At 73.4% G+C, this 24,190-nt stretch carries 1 protein-coding gene; it reads left to right on the plus strand.

What is annotated here, in order from left to right; all coding sequences use genetic code 11:
- Positions 1–502 precede the first annotated feature (502 nt).
- Positions 503–24,190, plus strand: a complete 23,688-nt coding sequence (locus AB1460_RS25790) for a hypothetical protein (RefSeq protein WP_368964692.1) — start codon at positions 503–505, stop codon at positions 24,188–24,190.

A 24,190-nucleotide genomic window follows, 5' to 3' on the forward strand; every position in this document is an offset into this window, starting at 1 on the left:
GTTCGTGTGTGTTGAGTGGGAGTGTGTTGTGGTGTGGTGGGGGCGCCGGCTGGTCCGGTGGCACGGCGGCGCGGCCTGGACAACCTTGTCGGAGTACCTCGACCGCCGGACTGATCTGCGCGGCCTCGCCATGGCGGAGCCCGTGTTCTTCGATGTTCTGGCCGGAGCGGGCGAGGGTCCGTTCGCAGGGAGGGCTCCTTCCTTCACAGCGGCATCGGCCGGTGAGTTCAGAGCCACCCTGGCAGCTGCGGGCTATCTTCCGGGTCGGGACCTGCGTATCTGGGGACGAGGCCGGGTAAATTCCTGGCGGCCTTTCCTGAGACGGTTTGCGGAAAGCGAGAACATCGAAGTCCTGCTACCGCTTTCCGGAAACTCCTTCACGGTCGAGGCGGCCGACGGCGCGCCTCGGGTGGTGGATCAGGACGGCGAGCCGGGGTCGTGGGAGACAATAAGTCCTCCGGCGCGGCGGAATCTGACCAGATGGGTGTCGGAGAACGGCTTCGTGCGGCCGCGAGACGCCGACGCCGTCGTCGTCGTCCCGGCCGGTGTCTATGCTTTCGACGCCAATTCCTACGACCGTGCGTCCAGCGCGCTGGACGCACGTCCTCGGCGGCGGTTCGATCAAAATGTGTTCGAGGTCTCCCTGCGCGTCCAGGAGAATGATCAGGGTGGTGTTGAGTTCGTCGTCGACCGGTTCGACGGGTCGACGCGGGTGTTCTCCCCTGACCGGGTACCAGAGTTCCTGCGCGGTCATGGCTGGTCGGGTGAGCCGGTCGCGGTGGTTCCTCCTCGGTTCCTTCCCTGGGCTGACGGCGGCGAGGTGTGGAACGCGGCGATGGAGGCGAGGGCCTGGCAGGCGGTGGCGGCCGGGGCCGGGGCCGGGGCCGGCGAGCCCACCGGAGCCGGGGCGGCCGCGGCCGTCGACATGGTGGTGTTCGCGCCGCGAGCGGGCACCACCAGGGTGGTGATGGGAGAACATCTGGTTGTCGAAGGCCAGGGCCGGGGCCTGGGCCGGTGGGAGGTGGTGGCCAATCCGGCGGGTGTGCCGGTCCCGCTGGTCACCGACGTCGCGGGTCGGTTGTGGCCGCCGGACGCGGTGGTGTGGATGCCTCAGGCGTCCTCCACCGCGTTGGCGGCACCGGACCGCGAGCTGGTGCAGCTCCGTTCCGGAGACCTGTCCCCCTATGTTCGCGCCTACCGACAGGGGGTCTTCGGCCTGGATCTTCCGGTGCTCGGGAACGGGCACCTGGGGGTCGGGCTCGGGGACGGGAGCGCGCGCGTGGCCTACCCGATGGAAGTTCTCAGGGCGGCCCGGAACGTCACGTCACAGCCCATCGGACTGGTGGTTCTGTGGACTGCGCCACCCAGGAACCGAACGCAGTACAACACATTTGTGGAGGACGCGCGCGGGCTGGCTGCGGCATTCAACGCACCAGTGATCCACGCGACGTCGGGGGCAATGCCGCTGAACGACCTGAGTGACTCCCAGGGACTGGGCCAGCTCCCCGGCCGCCGGTCGAACCTTGTGTGGGCTCATCCCACCTGGACGGCGGCTGACCCCCCTCCCGCCATCGCGACGATCAACCGGGACGGTGTGCTGGTCCGACCGAGTGAGTCCCTTGACCCCGGGGCCGGCGTGGGGGTCCATCGGAACGGCTCGCTGCTGTTCGGGTCGCGTAACCAGAGGAGTAATTTCCTGCCGTCGATGTGGGACGACGTGATGCGCGGGATGTGGGCCGAGCAGCACCGGACTCCGCTGATCGCCGTGCATACGGTCAACGGTGCTCCGTCGTGGCAGTTGGATCGCCTGGAGCGGCTCCTGGTGAATCAGGTGCTGCACTGGTTGCGGGCGGTGAACACGGAGATCACGCCCCTTCGGCTGACGACCACCGCCCCGCCGGCGCGGTGGGACGAGATCGACGATTTCGCCGGGCAGCTTTCAGCAGGGTGGGTGGATCGGCCGGTGTTCGTCGGCCGCGGTGCCGAGTTCGACCCGGCCCTCGCTGATGTCGTCGCCCGCGAGTGGGTTTCTCGTTTCGGTGCGGGTCGCTCAGCGCCGGTCGAGCATGTGCGGGACAGCGCGACTGGAGAGCTGGTGCCGACGAGGCACCCCTTCGCGGTGGCGGAGACCGACGCGTCGGGTTGGTATGCGGCGGGTACGCAGATCTCTGAGCTGTCCGCGCAGCCGCTGGTCGACGGCGACGGCGTCTACGGGGTCGACCTGCGGACCGAGTCGCTCCGCGGGCGTGTGCCGGCGCCCGCGCGGCGGCCGGGAACCTTCCTCGTGGTGGCTGACGGCCGCCTCGGGGTCGTGTCCGGGTACCGCCATGAAAAGGACATGGTTCGCCTTCCGGCTGAGCAGCTCGCCGCAGTGATCGTCGCGCGGCGTCCGGCCGAGGCTTCCGGGTCCGTCCATCTGGTTGTCAGTAGGCTGGTCCGTCCGCCCGGCAGCTGGTTCTACGACCCCGGCTATCCCGCGTTGCTGCGCGCGGAGCTCGGCGTGCCCGTGTTCGCCACGGACAGCCCCGCCCCGGACCCCGCCTCCCCCCACCTCTGGTACGAGGCGCCGGCGATCCGGTCACAGGCGCTGGCCGAGAACCCTGGGCCGGGACTGGATCTGACCGAGACGGGGGCGTGGCAGACCGGGACGGCGCTCGCCCGGGTCCGGGCGGCCCGGGCAGAGGGCAGGTTCCCGGTGGTCGTCGGGAGCCACGAGGACGGACGGCTGGCGCTGGTGACCGTTCCGACGGCGGGTTCCGGGCCGGTCTCGCGGCCCACCGTGCCGCACGCGCTCGCCCGGCAGATCACGCTCGCGATGGGGGCGCAGGGCCTGGACCCGGCCCGCATCCTGGTGGAACTGATCCCCTGGCAGGTGAGTGCCCCGCCGCACCCGGCCCTGTACGAGGCGCGTGTGCTGAGGTTCGTCGAGGAGACGTACGGCCTGTTCCGCACGTTGCCGGCGGTACCGGCCGACGCTCTCACGCAGGGCCCGCCAGCCTACGAGGCCCCTTCCCCCGCCGACGCGGGCCCGGCGCCGCAACCTCCCGGCCCACCTGCGGAGGGGTCGTCCACGCCGCCGGCGGCGACATCCGAGCTGCCTGAGCGGATCCGCTCGCTGACCGAGGAGGACTGGCACGAGGTGGTGCGGAGTGTGCGGAACCACTTCGGGCGGCCGGACCTGTTCTCGGGGATCAGCGACGAGCGGATCCGGGTGGAGTTCCGACGCCAGGCAGGCGCAGCCGGCAGTTCCCAGCGGCCGATCAGTTCTCTGGTCACGGACACCGCCTACCAGCTGGTGGCCGGAGCCCTGCCCCGGGTACGAGGCGGCGTCCGGCCCGACGGGCGGCCCACCGGCGGGCCTTCCCCCCAGGCGCAGCCCGGTTCGACCTTGGACGCACAGGCCGGCGACCTGGAGGCGGTGGCCGACCGGGTCCGCCTGCCGGCGGGGGTGACCGGGGTGTTCCTGCCGCGGCTGGCGAGCGGCGAGCTGGCCGCGCCGGCAGGCGAGAACGGCGGCCCGCGCGCGCTGACGGCCCCGGAGCTGGCCGAACGGGTGGCGGCGACAGGCTGGCGCGGCGGGCCGCTCGTGGTGTGGGCGCCGGCGCAGGGCCATCCTTCGGATGCCCGGCGGGGGGCGGCGCTGGCGAACCAGCTGCAGACCTTCGCGGCGGCGCTGGAGACGGCGATCTGGTTCCCGGTACCGGCGGCTCACCAGGAGGTCACGGTCGATGGCCGGCTGCTGGCGACGCCCGGCGAGGAAGGGCCCCGACCTTCCGGCAGCGGGTTCTGGCAGGTCATCAGACCCCCGGTGAGCCTCTCACCACCGGCGGGCGCCCTTGTCCCGCCGTCCTGGCTCCACGAGATCGGTGGCGGCGAGCTGGCGGTTGCCGACCGGCACCGCGCTGTCCGGTGGCGCGGCGGTGTACTGGAAACCGACCTGCGGTCGTACCTGGACCTGCGACCGCGGCTGCGTCAGCTGGCGGCGGCCGACACCGGCTTCTTCGAGGTCGCGCCGTCGGCCCGGGGAGTCTTCTCCCGTCCACCGAACGCCGGGGCGGAGCGGGGTTTCGTCGGTGAGTTCCAGCGTCTCCTGAACGCGTTCGGGTACCAGCCTGGCCAGGACGTCAGGATCCACTTCGACGGCGACCGGTTGGCGGAGTGGCGACCGCTCCTGACCCGGTTCGCCGAGCACCTCGGCGCAGAGATCGTGATCCCGGCGGCGGGCAGCTCGGTTCCGTTCTTCGGGGCTGGTGACGGTGACGTCGCGACGCCGGTCACCGAGGTCCGTGCCGTCGCCCGGGACGGGACGGACGGCGCCTGGACGGTGCTCGGGCCGTTGGCCGCCCAGCTCAGCAGATGGCAGCCGGAAGGCGGCGCCGTGCGGCGCCGGCAGGAGAACACGGTGGCCGTCCTGCCGTCGGGAATGTGGGGGTTCTCCTCCGCCGGGTATGTCCGCGGCGTACTCGCGCTGCAGCGGCGCGGCGTGCCGCAGCCGACGTTCTTCGAAGCGGGTGGCCTGCTGACCGCCCGGGCCCACGACGGCCGCGTGGAGTTCCGGTCCGACCGTTTCGACGGGACGGCGGCGTCCTTCGCGCCGGCGGAGCTCGCCCGCCGGCTGCGGGCACTGCCCTCCTGGCAGAACCGGCCGATCGCCGTGATCCCCCGTCGGTTCTACGGCCGGGCCGGTCGGCCGCCGGTGTGGGACCGGGACACCGAGGCGGCGGCGTGGCGGGAGGTGAGCAGCATCCTCGGTGTGGCGGTCTTCCTCCCGGAGGCGCGGGCCGACGACGTCTCCCTGGGCGGCCGGCCAACCGTCCGCCTCTCCGACGGCAGCCCGGGGACGTGGGAGGACGTCTCGCCACCTCGATCACGACCGCCGGCCCCTCCGCAGCCGCCGCCAACACCCGCCGCGCCGCCCACGGCACCCGTCCTCCCGCCGCCGGTACCCGTCCTCCCGCCGCCGGTACCCGTCCTTCCATCGGCTCCCGTCCTTTCGCCGGTTCCGTCGCCGGCGTCCGTCGCCGCGGGCCGCGAGTTCGTCACTGTCGGGTGGCCCGTCGGCGGAATCTTCGCGATTTCGGCCGACGAGGTGCCCCCGGATGAGTTCGTCGAGGACTTCACCCAGTTTCTCGCCGGGCTCGGGTACCAGGAGGACCGGGACATCCGGATCCTCGGGGACGGGCGCGTTCTCGCTCCCTGGCGCGGGCACCTGACCGAGTACTCCCGGCTCACCGGCATCGAGGTCCTGGTGCCGGCCGTGGGCAGCGTCGCCACCGCGGGCGGCCCGATGTTCCAGGGCCAGGTGACGGCGGTCGGCGAGCAGGGCGAGGCCGGCCGCTGGGACGCGCTGACGGCCGCGGGCTTCAGCCGGTGGAGGTCGGTCGACGGCGCGTCCGTGCTCCGGCCGGACTCGGCGCTCGCCAGGTTCGGCTGGGGAACGCACGCGGTGGATCCTCGGCGGTACGCCGCCGGGGTGGCGAACCTGTTGACCCGGCGCCAGACCCAGCCCGGGGTCTACGAGATGGTGGGTATGCGGGTCCAGCGCACCGGCGCCGGTTCCCCGCAGTTCGTCGTGGACCTGCTCGGCGGTGCCTCGCGCGAACTCTCCGTCGACGAGATGGCGGAACGTCTGCGGGGCGGGGATTCCTGGCGGGGCCGGGCTCTCGCGGTGACACCTCGTGCGCTGTCGCCCGTGGCTTCTCCCGGGGAGGCCGTCGACTGGCCCCTCGAGCGTGCGGCGTGGCAGGCGGTGGGCGTGGCCCTGGGCGTGCCGGTGTTCCTGCCGTCCACCGACACCGTGGCGGTGGATCTGCGCGGGATGCCGACCGTGACGGGACCGGGCGGCCGTCCCAGCCGGTGGGAGACGGTGCACACCGTGCCGGGGGAGCCGATGGTTCCGCTGACCACCGACCTCGCCGGTCGGCTGTGGCGGTCGGACCGCCCGGCCTGGCTGGAGACGACGGGCGAGGCGGCGGGCCGAGGGCTTGCGGCCCCGTCCGCGCGGCTCGTCGCCGGCCGGGGCGGCCGGGGCGGCCGGCTCACAGCCTTCGATCCCGGTCATCCGGCGGGGGCGGGAGTGTCGTCGCTGGAGCTTCCCGTCCTCCCGGACGGGCGGCTGGCCGTCGGGCTGGGGGACGGGAGCGAGCGCAGCGCGGACCTGGAGGAGGTGGCGGGCCGGGTACGCGAGGCCGCGCGCCGGCCGGAGATCGCGCGGGAGATCGAACGGCGGCGGGTGCGGGACTTCCAGGAGGGCGCCGCGGCGACCACCGAGCGGGACGCCGTCACGGAGGTCGCGGCGGGGGAGGATCTCGGCACGAGGGACGCGGTCGGGACGGTGGTGCTCTGGTCGCGGCCGCCGGCGGACGGGCCCGCGTACGACGTCTTCCGGCAGGACGTCCAGCGACTGGCCGACGCGCTCGGGCGGCCGGTGATGCACCTGCGCCGCGGGGCGGTCCTGCTCGTGTCCGACGACGGGACGGGCGGCCCGCCCAGGACAGCGCCCGCCGGCGGCGAGGATCTGCTCGTCGCGTACCCGGCCGGAGCCTCCACCGAGAGCGCCGAGCGCCCGGGCGGCCGACCACCGGACTACCAGATCGTGCGTGACGGTCAGCTCGTCCAACGGCGGGACAACCCCGATCTCGATCCCGAGGGCCTGGGAGTCGGGGTCTACTCGCACGGGTCGTTGCTGTTCGGGAGGTACGTCGGCGATCGGTCCCCGGTGACCGTCGACAGGTGGATGGCGTCGTCCCTGGCAGGCGATCCGAGTGGCCTTCCCCTGGTGGGCGTGCACGCCGTGGCCGGGGAGCCGTCCTGGCACCCGGAGCGGCCGGTCCCGCTGAGCGCGGAACAGGTGGTGTCCTGGCTGCGCGCCGCGCGGGCGGAGGGCCGGCCGTCCACCCCTGTCCGGCTGTTCGTGGCGAGCGGCGGGGAGCCCTCGGCCGCGTTCCTGGAGCTTGCCGCCCGGATCACGGAGCTCAACGAGAACCAGCCGGTGTTCGTCGCCCGGCGACTTCTGTTCGACCCCGATCTCGAAGGTTTCACCGCCGGGGAATGGGTTCTGGTCCGCGGTCCCGCCGGCGGACGGATCGGCGGGCCGGTGGGGTTCGTCAGGGACACCCTGACCGAGCAGCTGGTACCGGTCGACCATCCCTTCGAGCTGCCCGGCCACGACCCGGCGCAGTGGTACGCGACCAGGATGCACCCCGCCGGCCTGGACGTCCGGGAACTGCGGGACAGCGCCGGGGAGTACGGCGTCGACCTGACCGGCGGACGTGAGACGCGGCTGCCCCCGAGGACCCCGGGCGAGTACGTCGTCGCGGCGCGCACCAGCTGGGCCGGTGTCCTCGGCAGCTGGGTGGGAGGCCGGCTGGTGACCACCGAGGGCCAGCGCCTGGGCACTCAGGTCTTCGTCCCGCCCGAGCAGCTCGCCGCGCTGCTCCGTGCCCGGCCGGCCGCGACCGGACTGCCCGTCCGGCTGATCGCCTCTCCGGACCTCGTGGTGGAGGAGGACCGGCGCCGCCTCACCTACGAGGAGCTACTGGCGTCCGAGCTCGGCGTCCAGGTGCGCACGGCGGAGATCGTGGAGCGCATCCAGGTGAGCACCCTGCCCACAGGCGCGGGGATCAACCTGGCCGCGGCTGGCGCGCCCGACGACGTCACGGACGGCCACCGGCGAGCGGTCCTGGCCGCGGGCGGCTTCCCGGTGATCGTCGCCAGCCTCCCGGACGGGAGGCTGGCGCTGGAGACCGATGAGGCCACCGTCGCGTCGACCCCCCACGACATCGCCCGGCAGATCTCCCTCCAGCTGGCGAGCAGGGGGGTGGACCCGGCGTCCGCACAGCCGTGGCTGGTCGTGGTCGGGCCGGAGGAGTTCGCTGACCACGAGCCGCGGTCAGCCGACTACGCGGTCCGGCTCGCGCGGTTCGTCGCGGAGAGCGACCGCTGGTTCCGGACGCTGTCGCCTGGTCCGGCGGGCCTGCGGTGGGGCCTTCCGCCCGGAGCCGGGCTCGTCGAGGACAGCGTGACGGGGCGGGCGGCGGATGACAGTTCCGCGTTCGCCGAGCTGGAACTCTCGACCTCCTACTCGGAGGGGGTGGAGATTCGCGACCTGCGGGTGACCGCGCTGACCGACAGCCAGGGGCAGTACGGGATCGACCTGCGGGCGGGCGGCTCCGACTCCGGCTTGGAGCGGGGGCGGACGCCGGTGCCGCCGCGGGATGGTCGCTGGTACGTGGTGATGGCCGATGGTGGGCCCGAGGGCGTCGTCGGCCATCGCCCTGACGGGCAGGGCGGATCCCAGCAGGTTCCCCTCCCTCCCGAGCTGCTCGCCAGGCTGGTGGAGCAGCAGTGGGGTGAGAGCGACACCCGCGCCTTCGCGCTGGTCGTGGAGTCGGACGGTCCGTCCCGGCCGCCCTACCGGGGGATCGAGCAGGCGTCGCTGCTCAGCGACACCCTGCCGTACCCGGTGTACACGCCGGTGTGGGCGCGTGCGGACAACGGGGAGCCGACCGTCAGCTGGCGGCCGGCTCCCCGCGTCCTGCGGCGGGATCTGCCTGCGTCCCTGTCATCCGGGGGCGGCCCCGGTCTTGATCTGGCCGGAGCCGACAGATGGGACGCCTCCACCGTCGGGCGGGTCCAGGCGGTGCTGGCCAGCGGCGGGTTCCCGGTGGTCGTCGAGAGCTATCCCGACGGCAGGCTGGGGCTCACCACGCCGGACGGCCCCCGTCCGGCGACCCCCTACGCGGTCGCCTGGTCGATCGTGCGCGGGATGACGGAGCGGGCGCAGGACCCGCTGGCCACCCCGCCGTCGCTCGTCGTGGTACGGCCGCCGGTGTCCACAGGGGGCACATCGCTGCCCGCCGAGTACGGCAGGCGCCTGGAGTGGTTCGTCCAGGACACGCACGGCGACCTGGTGATGATCGCCGGCCGCTGGTCGGCAGACGGTGGGCCCCCTGCTCCGCACCCGCTCGAACCGGCCGCCCCGCCGGCCGCGGGGGTGCCGCGGGAGGCGGATCCGGTGGCCTGGTACACGTCCGGTACCAGGCTCTCCGACCTGCGGGTCTGGCCGCTGGCCGACGGCGAGGGGTTCTACGGGATCGACCTGACCGGGGGGCGCGCCGAGGCGCCGCCGCGGCGGCCGGGCCAGTTCACGGTGCTGCTGGAGGGCGGCCCCGCCGGCGCGGTCGGGTATCGGCAGGGTGGCCGGCCGGTCGCGCTGCCGGCCGAGCAGCTGGCGGCGCTGGTGGACTTCCTGCGGGCCGGTGCGGGCGCGACGTTCGGGACCGTGCGGCTGGTGCTGACGGGGCCGGGCGCGGACGGCGGGCCGTACCACGGGGTTCACTACGCGGCCCGGGTGGGAGCCGAGCTGTCGGGTGTGCCGGTGCTCGCCACCACACTGGCGGCCGAGCACACTGGCGAAGACGGCGCGTGGCGGGTGCCGGAGGTGCTGGCCGGTTTCCCCGGACCCGGCGGGCTGAACCTGACCTCCCTGGTCGTGGACGAAGCCACCCGCCGCAGGGTCGAGGCTGCCTCCGCACGCTTCCGGATCCCGGTGGTGGTCGAGAGCCATCCGGATGGCCGGCTGGGGCTGGTCCTGATCGCGGACGGCGCCTCCGTCTCCCTCACGGCGACACCCCACGATGTGGCCCGCCAGATCGTCCTCGCGCTGGCGGCGGACGAGGACAGGCGCCACCCCGGCGGTCAGGCGGCCCGGCCCGGGACGGCGCTGTCAGGTGCCTGGGCCGTGGACGTGATCGCCTCCCCGCCCGCCGGGTCCTTTCCGGATGACCCACGGGCGGGCGGCTACGAGGAGCGGAGCGCGCGGTTCGTCGAGGAGACGACCGCACTGGTCCGGTCGCTCCCGTTCGCGCGGGCCGGGCTGCTGCCGGAGGAGGCCGAGGCGCTGCGGTGGACCCGCGAGGCGCTGCGGGACGTCCGGCTGGCACTGCGCAGTGACCCGGTCTTCGTCGGCGGCCAGCCTGCCACGGCTGTCCTGCCCGAACCCGATGGCGCACCCGGGCAAGCAGAGGCGCCCGGGGCCCCCGACCTGCCGCGGGCCCCCGACCTGCCGCGCGCCCCCGACCCGTCGCCGCGCCCGCCCTCCGCTCCCGGCCTGCCTTCGGCTCCCGGCCTGCCACCCGGGCACGGAGTGGTCTTCGCGGACGGGCTCGCCGAGGTCGCAGACCGACTGGAGCCGGTCCCCCATGTGACCACCGTCGTCTGGCCGCGTCTTGCCGGCGGGGAGCTCGCCGCCGGCGGCTCCGCCGAAGCCGCGGGCCCGGCCCCGCTGTCGAACGAAGCGTTCGCGCAGCTGCTGCAGGAGGCCGGCTGGCAGGGCGGTCCGGTCCAGCTCTGGGCGCCGCCCCAGCTCGGATCGCCGCCGGAATACGGATCGCCGCCAAATCCCGGGGTGCGCGGGAACGCGCTGCGCGCGCAGGCGCAGGCCTTCGCCGAGCACCTCGGCACCGAGATCTGGCTGCCGGCGAGGAACGGCCGCCAGGAGATCGCGGACGGCCGCCTCCGGGTCGTCTCGGACAGCGGCGCCACCTGGGAGGTGGTGGTTCCGTCCGCACCGGTGGACGGAGCGTCGGCGGGGGTTCGCCGAGGCGTGGTCGTCGCGCCGCAGTGGCTTGCCCCCGCTCCCGACGGAACGCTGGCGCTGGCACGGCTGGCAACGCCGGTGCGGTGGCACAGCGGCATGGCGTCGGTGACGCTGCCCGAGTTCCTGCGCTGGCGCCCGGCCTTCCATCAGCTCGCGACGGCGGACACGGGGCTGTTCGACGTCCTTCTGCCGCGAAGCCACGGGGGCCTGGGCATCGTCAGCCCGGAGGTCGGGCCCGCGGCCGACTGGAGTTCGGACCAGGTGCGGACCCGGCCGCCTGCCGACCAGAGGGACCTCGAAGCGTTGCTCTCCGCGCACGGCTGGCAGCCGGGCCAGGACGTCAGGATCTGGACGCCGGACGGACCAGGCCGTTCGCGTTCCGTGGTGGCGGACTTCGCCCACACGCACCTGGTCGAAGTGATCACTCTCGCGGACGGCAGCGAGGTCGTCCTCGACGACGATGGCCGGGTCCTCTCCGACGGGCAGGTGCGGGCTCGCGACCGGGCCGGCGGGCCGGGCCGCTGGAGCGGGCTCGGGGTGCCGGCAGACCTGGGTCTGAGCAGGTGGGTCTCCGACCCCCAGGGGACGGTGCGGCCTCGGTCAGGCGACGCCGTGCTCGAGCAGCCCGGCCGGGTCACCCTCACCGGGCCCGGTACCCATGCCCGCTCCCTCCACGGGTTGTTCGCGTCTGGTCGCCGGCAGCCGGCCCGGCGGGACGACGCGTTCGAGGTGCATGGAGCGAGAGTCCGGGCTGACCGGGACGGCGGCCCCGTGTTCGAGGTGAGCGCCTTCGACGGCACGACCCGGACCGTCCGCCCCCGCGAGATGCCGGATTTTCTGCGGGGACACGGGTGGGGCGGCGACGTGCCGATCGCGGTGGCTCCACGCGGCCAGGGCGACAACCAGCGCCGGGACCCGGCGCACCGGGACCTGGAACTGCGGGCCTGGGCGGAGGTGGGCGAGGCCGTCGGCGAGTTCGTGTTCGCGCCGGCTGCCGACGGCGGCTCGCCGCACGGCGCCGACACGCTGACCCTGCGGGTGGAGACCGGTGACGGCGAGTCGGCCCCGGGCCGATGGGAGGTGGTGTTCACGCCCCCGGGACGCTCCGTCCCGCTGGTGACGGACCCGGTCGGTCGACTGTGGCCGGCCCGGGCACCAGCCTGGCTGCGGATGGCGGACAACGGCCTCGCCGCGCCCACCAACGCGATGGCGCGGCGGCACTGGACGCGGTACACCAGCGACAGCCTCGGTTACCCGACCGGCGCGGGAGTGCTCGCGCTCGATCTTCCTGTTCTCACCGGTGGCCGACTCGGAGTCACTTTGGGTGACGGAACGGTGGGCGAGGCCTCAGTCGACGAGATCGTGGCAGCCGCCTCCCGTGGCACCGGGGGGACGATCAGAGCGGTGGTGCTGTGGTCCGTACCCCCCGCGGACCCGGGCGCCTACGCGGTGTTCACCGCGCACATCGCCGAACTGGCCGGCCGGTGGCGGCGCCCCGTCGCCCATGCCCACCCGCGCGCCGACCCGTTCACGACCCGCTTCGCGCCGGGCAGCGTCCTGGGTCCCTCGGGTCGGGAACCGGCCGACGATCTGGCTGCTGAGCTGGTGTTCACCTACCCGGCGGAGCCGGCCATGCCACCCCCGGCCTACCTGGCGGCCGTTGACGACGGAGTTCCCGAGGAGCCGCCGGGCTATTCCGGAGCGGGCAGCATCGTCGACGCGTGGCCCGTCGGCCCGGCGCGGGTGATGCCCGTCCCGCGCTGGGTCCCCTCCGACGAGGACGGCCTGGTCACGGCGGTGCTGCACAGCGCGGCGCTGCAGCATCCCAGGTCCGCCTCCGCGGACCTCTACGGGCTGCTGGTCCGGGCGCCGGGCCCGGTGGCCGCGGCGGTGCGGACCTTTCTGGATGGGCTTCACGCCCAGTCGGGGCTCGACCTCACCGGCGTCGACCGGCTGACGGCGGACCGGGCGGCGATCGCCGACGCACTCAGGCTGCACCTGCTCTGGGTGGGGCCGGACAGTGTCGACGCGAGTGGTCGCCCCGGCGACCCGACCGTCGCCGTCCACGACGCCGGCCCGGAGTCGATGATCGGCCGCCACCTCGCGCTGTGGCCGTCGCGCGGCCTCGGCCACTGGCCCCGGGGAACCCCGTTCCCCGCACCGCTTCCCGACGCACCGCATCTGCCCGCCGACGAGACGGACGCGACCGTGTCACGGGCCGTCGACATCCTGAGTGATATCTCCGCGGGCACGTGGCCGGCGGGCGGCCCGGCCGACACGCCGATCCCGCTGTCCGTGGCGCCCTCCCCGGACGCCATGTACCTCGACCCGGACGCCATGGACCTTGGCACGGACGCCATGGACCTCGACGCGGACGCCATCACGCCGGCTCCGCCGGACACCGCTGCTCAGGCGGAACCGGACGGGACGATGCCCGTGGGCGAAGGGGCGATGTCGGCCGGTGAGGTCGAGGTGCTCAGGGCGGTGCGGCAGGAACTGGCGAGCGGGCAGCCTCCTCGCACAGTCGGTGACGAGGTGATTCTGAGGCACTACCGCGAGCTGCGGCGCCAGGAGCAGGTCGTCAGGGATCGGCGCCTGTGGCCGGGCGAGGAACTCTCGGCCGGCCCCGCCCGCTCCCCGCGCACGCCCGAGGATCTCGTCCGTGAGGTGGCGGCGTGGCTGCGGGGGGACGCCGGGCTGCGCGGCGGCGGTCCGCCCGTGCCGCGGGACGGGCCTGACGCCGTCCGGTTCACGATGGTGGTGCCCGAGGGCAGGCGGTCGTTCGGCGAACAGGATCCGGAGTTCCTGCTGCTGGAACAGTTCGCCGACCAGGTCCACCACCAGGTGGTGACGCGCATCCGTGACGGGCTTCCCCCGGTGCGGGTGACAGCTGTCGGTCCGGGGGCGCCGGAGATCGATGAGCGGGCCGCGGCGGTGCGGGACGGCGTGCGGCGCCGCCTGGAGGAGTTCCGCGGGGGGTCTCGCGGGGCGGCCGCGGCCGCGGTTCTGGGCGACCCGTCGGGTGACCGCCAGATCCTGGACGCGTACAGGGAGCTGCAGGTGCAGTCCCGGCATCGTGGAAAGACCTCCGGCCAGCTTGTGGACTTCGTGGTCGCGAAGGTGCTGGGGCTGCCCGAACCGGGGCTGCTGGGTGGAGGCAACGTCTCGTCCCGCGCTCCGGATCGGGGGGTGGGGCCGGCCGACCAGCAGGACACGGGCGGGCGGGCCGCGGATGACGGGCTGGCGGCCATGCGCCTGGTGGTGGATCTGCCGGAGCGGGCGCGGGCTCTCGAGGGGCGGGGCGCGGGGTCGGACCGGTTGCGAGCCTTCGCCGGGGGCGTCGCCGCCGCGGCGGTTCGCCGCCATCGCGCGGGCGGCCGTCCGCTGGTGGTGACCCTGGAGGGTGGGGGCAACGGGCGGCTCGGGAACTCGGCTCGGGCCGTGGAGTCGGGGGCCCACCGGGCCGCGTCGGTCGGGGAGTTCGTCGAGGCGTTCGTGGAGGGCGGCCTGGTCGGCACAGGTGTTCCCACCGGGTGGGTCCGGGTGCGGGCCGGCAGCCGGGGCTCGGGGGCGTCGGCTGCTCCCTTCCCGGTCGCGGTGGCGTCGTCCGCGCAGCGGCGCCAGGTGGTGGGCTGGGTCGCCGAAAGCACCGACGGCGACGCGGCGGGGCCGGAAGCGGTGGGGCCGGGTCTCGAGCAGGCCTGGCGGGGCGCCTACGAGGCCGAGGTCGATGTGACGCGGCGCGTCGTGTTCGCCCCTGGCGTGCCGGAGCTTGCCGGGGTGGCCGGGGCCGTCGTCTCCCCGCCGGGGGTGGTCACGGTCGTGCTGCCGCGCCTGCCGGAGGGACAGCTCGGCGTGCCCCGGCGGGACGCGGGGGCCGCTGGTCTGGACGTGTTGTCGGCCGGGGTGTTCCGGGCGTTGCTGGAAGCGGCGGGGTGGCGGGGCGGTCCGGTCCAGATCTGGGCGCCGTCCGCGTCCGGTTTCGTGGTGCGGGCCGCGGTGCTGACCAGGCAGCTCTCGCTCCTCGGGCCGGGGCTGGGGACGGAGATCTGGCTGCCGGCGTTCGGCAGCGGTCAGCGGGTCGATTCCTCGGGTGGGCTGCGGGTGACAGGCCACCAGCCGAACTGGCGGATGATCGAGCCTTCGGGCGGGGAGCTTGCCCGCGGGAGGGCGGTACCTCCGGCCTGGCTGGTGGGTGCCGACGAGGGGCGGCTGGTCCCGGCGGAGGGCCGCCAGCCGGTCCGGTGGGGGGGCGGGGCCTGGTGGATGACCCTGGCGGAGTATCTCGACCGTGGGCCCGATCTGCGCGGGCTCGCTGCGGCGGGCGACCCGTTCTTCGACGTCCGGGCTGATGCGGACGATGTCCCCTTCGCCGCGGACCCGCCCGACCGTCCGTCCGACACCGACGCCTTCACCGCCGCGCTGGTTCAGGCGGGTCATCCACGGGGGCAGGATCTCAGGATCTGGGCCCTGGACCTGCCTGCCGCATGGCGGCGTTACCTGCGCGGTTTCGCGGCGGCCAGGGAGATCGAGATCGTCGCGCCGCGCGCCGGGAGCCGGTCCGTCGAGCTGGTCGGCGGGTCGCCGCGGGTGACGGGCCCGGATGGTGGACCGGGCTGGTGGGACGTGGTGGGGCCGTTGGCGGAGCAGAACCGGAGCAGATGGCGGTCGGAGGCGGGATTCCTGCGCTGGCGTGACGCGGATGCCGTCGTCACCACGCGGTCCGGCGTCCATGCGTTCGATACCGGTGAGTACACCCGCGCGGCTTTCCCGCTGACCGCTCGTCCCGAGGGGCTGTTCGAGCAGTTCGCCTTCGAGGTGACGCTGCGGGCCCGCGAGGACGGCCGCGGCGGCGCGGAGTTCGTCGTCGACCGGTTCGACGGGACGTCGCGTGCCCTGCCTCCCCAGGAGGTCCCGCGCTTCCTGGCGGTGCACGGCTGGAAGGGCCAGCCGATCGCCGTGGTTCCGCACCGGTTCCACGGGGTGGAGGGCGTGGTGTGGGAGCCCGAGCTGGACGCGCGGGCGTGGGCGGCGGTCGGGCGCGCAGCCGCTGACATGGTCGTCTTCGCACCCGACCAGAACACCACGGGTATGCCTCTGCTGAGCGGCTACCGCAGGGTCCGGGGCCGTGGCGGGGAGCCGGGGTTGTGGATCATGGTCGCTGGCCCGTCCGGTCAGCCGGCGCCCCTGTCGACGGACGCGTTGGGGCGGTTGTGGCCGCCCGCCGAGGTGGCGTGGATCGACGCCGACGGTGACGGTCTGGCGGCACCGTCCCGCCAGCACCGTCGGAACTCCTACTTCTTCGGACGCGCGACGGCGGTGTTCGGCCTTGATCTTCCGGTGCTCGGTGACGGGGGCCTGGGGGTGGGGCTCGGAGACGGAAGCGCGCGCCCGTTCGACCCGATGGAGGTGGCGCGCCGGGCGGCCGTGCAGCGGGCACTGGCCGGGCATCGTGACCAGATCGGGACCGTGGTGCTGTGGTCGACGCCACCGAGAGCCGACGCCGCCTATGCGCGCTTCGCCGCGGACGTCGCCAGCCTGGCCGCGGCCTTCCAGACGTCGGTGACACATGTCCGGCAGGGGGCTACCAGGGCCGAGAGGGGAGCCACCGACAGCGCGAACATCGGCCTGGGTATCGTGCCCGCGGCCAGGTCCGATCTCGTCATCGTCGGCGAGGACACCCTCCGTGCCGCGCTGAACAGGCCGGAGGCCCTGCCGGGCTACGTGGATCCGGCGGAGACCGGTCCGCGTCTCCACGCGCGTCCGGCTGCCCCGCAGGGTGTCCTCATCGAGGGGGCCTCAGATGTGCCGGCGGGCTCGGACCAGGCCGCGGAGCTGCCCGCCTACGCCGATGGCCCGCCCCCGTACGCCGACGTCCTCGTCACCGGCCCGGGTGTGTACGCCATCGACCGCCGGGATGCGATCGACCGTCAGCAGCCTGACCGTGCGAGCCCCGGGCCGGAGGGCGCCGACCGCCGCCGGCGGGAGGACGTCTTCGAGGTCGGTGGCCTGCTGGTGCGGGCCACCGACCAGGGTGGCGTGGAGTTCGTCGTCGACCGGCCGGACGGGCCGCCGCACGTCCTGCCGCCCGAGCAGATGCCCGCCTTCCTGCGCGCCCACGGCTGGGGCCGGCAGCCGATCGCGGTCATCCCCCGCCGGTTCCTCTTCGGGGACCCCACGCTGGAGTGGGACCCGGCCCGGGAGGCGCGGGCGTGGGCGGAGGCGGGCAGCGCCGACGGCGCCATGTTCGTGTTCGCGCCGGAGCCGGCCACCACCGAGGTGGACCTCGACGACCATCCGGCGTTGCGCGGTGCCTTCGGGAACGCCGGCCGCTGGGAGCTGGTCACCGGGCCCGAGGGACAGCAGCCATCCCTGGGCACGGATGCGGCCGGGCGGCTGTGGCCGGCGGGTGAGGTGATGTGGCTGCGGGCGGGGCCGGGGGGCCTGGGCGCACCATCCGCCGAGACGGTGCGCCGGCGCGGGGGCCGTCCCGAGGCGTTCTTCCGCCCCTACGCGCCGGAGTCGTCCGCGCTCGGTCTCGAACTCGCCGTGCTCGACGACGGGCGGCTCGGGGTGGGGCTCGGCGATGGAAGCACCCGCCCGTTCGATCCCGCGGAGGTCGTCGAGCAGTCCGAGGCGGAGACGCCGGACAGAGTCGCGACGGTGGTGCTGTGGTCGGAACCACCGGCCGACGAAGGACGGTACGCAGTCTTCCAGGACGACGTACGCCGGCTCGCGGCAGAGTTCGGCGCGCCGGTGATCCAGGTCCGGCGGGGCGTCGAACCGTCCCCGGTGAACAACAGTGCGAGCGGCGGGCTCGGGCCGCTCCCCGCCCCGCGTGACGACCTCGTGGTCACCCACCCGGACGGGTCAGTGGAGAGCAGCGCCGCGGTCCCGTCCCTGATCGACGGCGCCGGGCTGTTCGTCGGTCTGAACGCGGGTGCCGCCGCGGACGCGGCCTGGCTCGCCTACCGGGTGGCCGAGCGGGACTTCTCCCTGGCGCAGGCGCGCTACCACCAGCTGCACCCCGACCTGCCGGGCGGCCGGGGAGAAGGAACGTCCGCGACCGGTTCCGGCGGGGGCAAGGCGCCCGCCACGCCCGCCCAGGTCCAGGCCGGCGTTGATCTGGACAACGCGGCGGCCCGGCTGGGTGACGCGCAGGCCGGCCTCGACCGCCTCGGTCTCGATGCCGAGGCGCTGCGGGCGGCCGATGGGGATGCGCTGCGGCTGTCTCTGCTGGAACGCCCACGCCTGCCCGGCGGCGCCCGGCCGACGGAAACCCGCGAGCCCGGCGAGCCCGGCCCGGTCGGCGAGCCCGGCCCGGTCGGCGAGCCCGGCCCGGCTGACGAGGCCAGCGAGGCCGACGCGGCTGGCTCGGCACGTGGCTCCGGGCGCAGCCTGAGACACGGGTTGCACCTGCACACCGGCGCCCCGCCGCCGGCGGGGTGGTTCGGCCGGCGGCAACCGGCGTCCGGCACGATCGTCGACGCCAGCGGTGGCCAGGTCTTCTCCGGCACGATCCACGAACGCGGTGATGGCGAGTTCCGCATCTCCGACCCGGCGAACAGCCGACGGTGGCGGCAGTACAACGCCGCCGGCGACCTGGTCGACTCGAGCGGCGGTGTCAACCTGACCGGGCAGAGGGACGTCAGCGTCGGCCATCTGGAGATCGGCCCGGAGCCCGGGACCGCCACGCTGCATCGGCCAGGTGGCATCGTCGAGGGGTTCGCCTACGAACGCACACCGGACGGCGAGCACCAGATCACTGGTTCTCTGGACGGGTCGTGGCGCCGGTTCGACGCCCGCGGCCAGCTGACCGCCGAGGGGTTCGAGGTGGACCGCGGGCCTGCCGACCCGGTCGGCGGCGTTGAGGTCCGGTTCCCGTCCGGCCAGGCGAGCCTCACCCGGCCGGATGGTTCCACCGACGAGTTCCGATACGAGCCGCTGCTGGACGGCGGTTTCCGGCTCACCAGCCAGCAGGGCCGGACCTGGATGCTGTTCGACAGCTCCGGCCAGCTCGTCAGTGAGCGGATCGTGGTGCGTCGCACGGAGAACGCCGGGCCGGCCGGCTGGTACACCATCGATCACGCTGCCGGCCGGGCAACCCTGGACGGGCCGCGTGGCGGCCGCGCCGAGCACGGGTACCGGCCGCGCCCGGACGGCGGCCACGAGTTCGAACTCTCCTCCAGCCTGGTCCGCCGGTACGGCGCTGACGGGGTGCCGGTCGAGGAACGCCTGCGGCTGAGCCGGGCCGGTCGGCCAGCCGGCAGCCTCGAGTTCGACCTGCGGACCGATGACGTCCGCCTGACCGGCCCCGGTGGCCCGGCCCCGGTCGATCATGTGGGGCTGCTGGGAGGACGGCACCGCCTCGATCTCGGCGGGGGAGCCTGGCGCGAGTTCGACCGGGAGGGCAGGCAGACCGGTGAGCGCCGGCCCGTGCGCGGGCCGGGCAGCGCGCCGCTGGGCGACCTGGAGATCGACCTGACCACCGGGACGGCGACGCTCACCCGGGGCCTGATCATCGACGGGTTCACCTACCTGCCGCTGGACGGCGGCGGTCACCAGATCACCGACGGGCTGGACGGATCCCGGCGCCGGTTCGACACGAACGGTGACCTGGTCGGGCTGCGCTTCGATGTCAGCACCCGCGGCGGCGCACCTGCCGGATTCCTGGAGGTCGACGTGCTGGCCGGCACGTCAACCCTGACCAGGGACGGGACTGTCGAGGATTTCGCCTACCGGCCGCTGCCGGATGGCGAGCACGAGATCACCGATCCGCTGGACGGATCGTGGCGCCGCTTCGACGACGGCGGGAATCTCACCGCCGAGCGGATGGAGGTGCGGGACGGACACGGTGAGACCTACGGCCAGCTGGAGATCGATCTTCGCCGGGGATCGGCCACGCTCTACCGCACATCGGACCACCCGATTTTCCACAGGCTGCGGTTTGTGTCGGGCGGTGGCCTCGAGATCGTCGTCCTGGGGACTGACGAGATCGCTGACCCGGGGACCGGGCTGTGGCGCCGCTTCGACGCGAACGGCTACCTGCTGGGCCAGCGCCTCGAGGTTGATGTCCGCGGAGCCGGGCCCGGCCAGTTTCTGGAGATCGACCTTTCGGCTGACACGGCAACCCTGACCATGGGCGAAGCAGCCGAGGACTTCGCCTATCGCCCGCTGCCGGACGGCGGACACGAGATCGCCGACCGGCAGGACGGGTCGTGGCGCCGGTTCGACGATTTCGGCACGCCGACCGCCGAGGGACTCGGTGTGCGCGACGCGACCGGCGAGGAGTTCGGCCAGCTGGAGCTCGATCTCGAGGCGGAGTCGGCCACGCTCTACCGCACGAACGGCACCAGCGTCACCGGCGGCCTGACTGTCCTGCCGGCCGGCGACATCGAGGTCGGCAGCCGCGAGGGCCGTTCGTGGTACTGGTTCGACCCGGAGGGCAACCTTGCCGTGCACCGCCTCGACATCAGGAACCGTGCCGGCGAACCTGCCGGATCGCTGGAGATCGATGTGCAGGCCGACCTGGCGACGCGGCTCGGGCCCGGTAGCGGCAGCGGCAGCGGTGCTGACAGTTGGCGCTACCAGCCGTTGCCCGGGGGTCGGCACCAGGTCACCGACCAGTCGGACGGGTCGTGGCGCCGGTTCGACGCCGACGGGAACCTGCTCGCCGAGCGACTGGGCCTGTTCGACGGACCCGGTAGCCGCGCCAGCCCCGCCCTCGGCCATCTCGAGATCGACCTCGTCACCCGCTCGGCCAGGTTGTACCGGAGGAACGGCCCCGTGGTCGCCGCCGGTCTGGAGGGGGCCGGCGCCTCCCACGACGTGCAGCAGCCGACGAATGGTCCCGTCACCTTCTATGACCTGGAGGTGCGGCCGGACGGCGGATTCCGGGTCAGCGACCAGCGGATCGACGCGTGGCTGGTGTTCGATGCCACCGGTCGCCTGCGCACGCAGGGTCTCGGCGTCAGGAACCGCGCGCGTGCCGACGGCGGGTCTCTGACCATCGACCGGAACGCCTTGACTGCTATGTTGACCCGCCCGGACGGCACCGTCAGGCAGTTCCGTCATAGGGCGTGGCCGCTGCCCGGAGTTCCCCATGAGCTCATCGCCGTGGATGGTTCGTGGCACCATGTCGACGCCCAGGGAGACCTGATCGCGGAGCGGATCGCGACGCGGGACGGCCAGGGTGACCCGTTCGGCCATCTGCAGGTCGACCACGTCGCCCGCAGCGGTTTCCACACCGAGCTCGGCGGTGTCGACACGGAGTGGGACGTGCGGGTCGATGGCGACGAAAGTATCATCCTCACTGGTACTAATGGTGGGCTGTACCGCTTCACGGCCGACGGAATTCTCCGAGAGGAGACCATCGTTGTGCTGGATCCCTTCGGAAGAATGGACGGGCGGCAAGTCCGCGTCCGTCCGGACGGACGCGGCAACGACCGTCTCGCCCTGTATCGCCGGAACGCTCCGGTCGCGAACGTCGAGGTTTCGCGGGAGCCTGGCATCGGCTTCCGGATCACTGACACGAGCTGGACCGGCCACCGTCATGACTTCCGAATTATCGATCACACGGGTGCGCTGCGGTCCGAATCGATCAGAATCATCACCGAGAACCGCGACAATACTCGTTTCAATGACTCGTATGTCGTTGACCACCAGGCGGGGACCTGGGTCCGGGTGGGGCCCGAAGGCGCTGCGGTTCCGGGCGCGTCGAGGCGGGTGTACGGCGGTGCGGGCAGCGTGGTCGTCGAAAGGGACGGCGCGCTGCGGCTTGTCGGCGATGCCGGCAGCCCGCTCTACTCGCGTGAACCGCTGTACCAGAACGTTTACCCGGTCACGACCGTCGAGACCTTCCAACGGGCCAGCGGGAGACGGTTCTGGGTCGAGTGGACCGGTCAGGGCGGCGGCCTGCTTGGGCGGCGAGGCCGAGAGGGCGCGCGAGTCTACTCCGACCTGGCCGAGGGAAGGCAGTGGTCGGACGAACACGGCCACCAGGGTGCTGTGCGGGAGTACCGGCGGACGGCGGACGGCGGCCTGCTCCGGGCTGATCTGCTGCGGGACGGGTCCTGGCGCTGGTACCGGTACGACCGCCACGGCCATTTCGTCTACGAAGGCGTCCGTGAGACGACGTGGTACCGGAGCTGGCGGGATGTCTTCCTCACCCCGGACGGTGACCAGCTGGTGCCGCACCGGTACAGCTCGGCGCTCAACTGGCTGTCGAGGGCCATGCACTACCGGGAGAGCAGGATCGTCTGGGACGAGGAGTCCGCCGGCTACCGCCTCGACGAGAACTACCAGAAGTTCTCGCCCCAGCTCAAGGACGTCGGCAGCCTCGAGATCATCGAGGGCGGGCACCGGATCAAGACCGTGCGGTGGGCTGAGCAGCGCCCCCCGGACGTGCTGTGGAAAACCCCGGACAACATACCCGGTGCATTTGACAGGACGGTGGCGCGGCTCCTCGGTAGCAGGATCGGAGCGGTTGACTTTCCCGATCCGGGATGGTGGCTGGGCGACTCCCGCTTCCAGGTGTTCACCTGGACCGAGACCGACGCCGAAGGCGCCGAGGTGGCTACCGGTGTGCGAACGCTGACCCCGGACAGTTCCTTCTCCGACTTCACCCGTGGAGGCCTGTTCGTCCGCGGCTCGATCAGAGTGGAGAACGGCAACACCGTCGAGATCGGCCGTGCGACGAACGGAAGATGGGCCGCCCTCAACGCCGCCGGGCCGAACCCGGGGGCGCGCGTCCTCAACTGGCGCGAGATCGACAGCGACAGGCGGGTCGTCCAGACCGGCCAGCGGAGCTTCGCGCAGGACGGGAGACACTGGGTTGACACGGTCGTCGACATCGGCGGGCGCAGAATGGCCGCGGCCCGTGACCAGAGGATCGTCCGGCGCACTGACGAGCAGGGCAACGTCGTCACCGTGTACCGGCGGCACTGGCTTCCCGGAGAGCAGTACGACCCGCAGGTGCTCAGGACCGTCACCCGCAACACCCTGGGGCAGATCGTCCGGCGTGAGGACACGTGGCTCCCCGACGCGGCGAGCCCGGCCGGGCCGTCGTCCCCGGACGAACCGTCCTCGATCACGGTCACGGGCTTCGGTGACCCGCGTACCGGCGCCTGGGCCTGGGAGGACGACGCGGACGGGCGCGGAACGCGGATCAGTGGCCGCAACGAGCGCTGGACCGGTACCTGGGACGACTCCTTCCACGATCTGCGGACCGGGAATGACGGGGCGGTCGAGCGAATCCGTGATTTCCGGTCGCTGGACAGGGGCCGTTCGCTGGCGGCGCAGCGGATGCCCGACGGGACGTGGCACTCCGAGATCCGCGACATCACGGGCTCTCCGGTGCCGGGCTCCGAGGCCCGGCGCTTCTGGCTGCACCCGGACGCACAGTGGCTGCCCACCGTGCCGCGAGGCGTCCGCCCGCAACGCTGGGAGGACCGGGACGAGGCCGGGAACATCCTGCGTGAGCTTGCCTACGGCCGGGTGCGTCAGTACGACCCGCCGCGTCCGCCGGACCGGCCGCTCGGCTGGGGCACCTGGAGGGAGTTCGACTACGGCGCCGTCTTCCGCGAGCGCAGGGACCTGGGTGACGGGGTCTTCCGCGAGACCGAGACCTTCCACCAGCAGTGGCGGGAGACCGACGCGGACGGCCGGCTGCTGCGCTACCGTTCACTGTCCGGAACAGTGTGGGAGCGCAGCCCGCTGAACCGCTGGTCCATCCAGCACTCGAACTTCACCCTGGTCGGCCGTGAGTTCGAGTACCGCGGCTGGACGAGCGAGATCCGCGGCAAGAACCGCATGTGGCGGGAGACGAACCGGCTCCAGTACAAGGCGGTCGACGGGCTCGTCGGCGAGTTCGTCGGCTCCACCCGGAAGGTCGCGCAGAAGGCGTCGCTCGACTTCACCCAGGAACTCGTCCTCGACTTCGTCGCGCAGGTGATGGTGGCCGCCATCTTCAACCGGAGAAAGCTCACCGAGCCCGACTACCTGCGGGCGCTGGTCGGCGCGGCGATCAACAGCTTCCTGAAGACCGCGAACAGCGCCTACCACGACTGGGAGGCCGGCGGGCTCAAGGGCTTCAAGGACGGCCTCGCCAACGTCGACGGGGGGAAGGACTACAACCGCAACCCGTACAACCAGGACAAGCACTGGGACAACGAGTGGGCCGGCACGGAGAACCCGCCCCGGTGGCGGACGACCACCTACGACTATCTCCAGACGACCCTTCTCATGGGATTCGTCGCCGCGTTCGTGGCCACGGCGGTGAACGCCGCCGCGTTCGGCCTGCCCAAGGACTTCATCCCGCTCTCCGGAGACAGGGCGGCGCGTGCCGGCGCCTGGGGCGGCGCCGGGGCTGTCGGAGTGGCCCTGGCGTTCGGCCTGGTGCGGACCGTGCTGCACGCGGCCGGCTCCGGGCGGATCTTCCACCGCGGTGGGCTCTCCGACATCATCATTTCGTTCATCGAGCGAGGGGCCGAGCGCGCTCTGGGTACCTACCTGACCCTGCGCGCCCTGAACCTGCTCCCGCAGCAGAACGTGCAGCCGCCGCCAGTCGCCGCGGCGCCCGCCCGTTTCTGA

The organism is Parafrankia sp. FMc2, from assembly GCF_041008525.1.
Classification (GTDB): domain Bacteria; phylum Actinomycetota; class Actinomycetes; order Frankiales; family Frankiaceae; genus Parafrankia.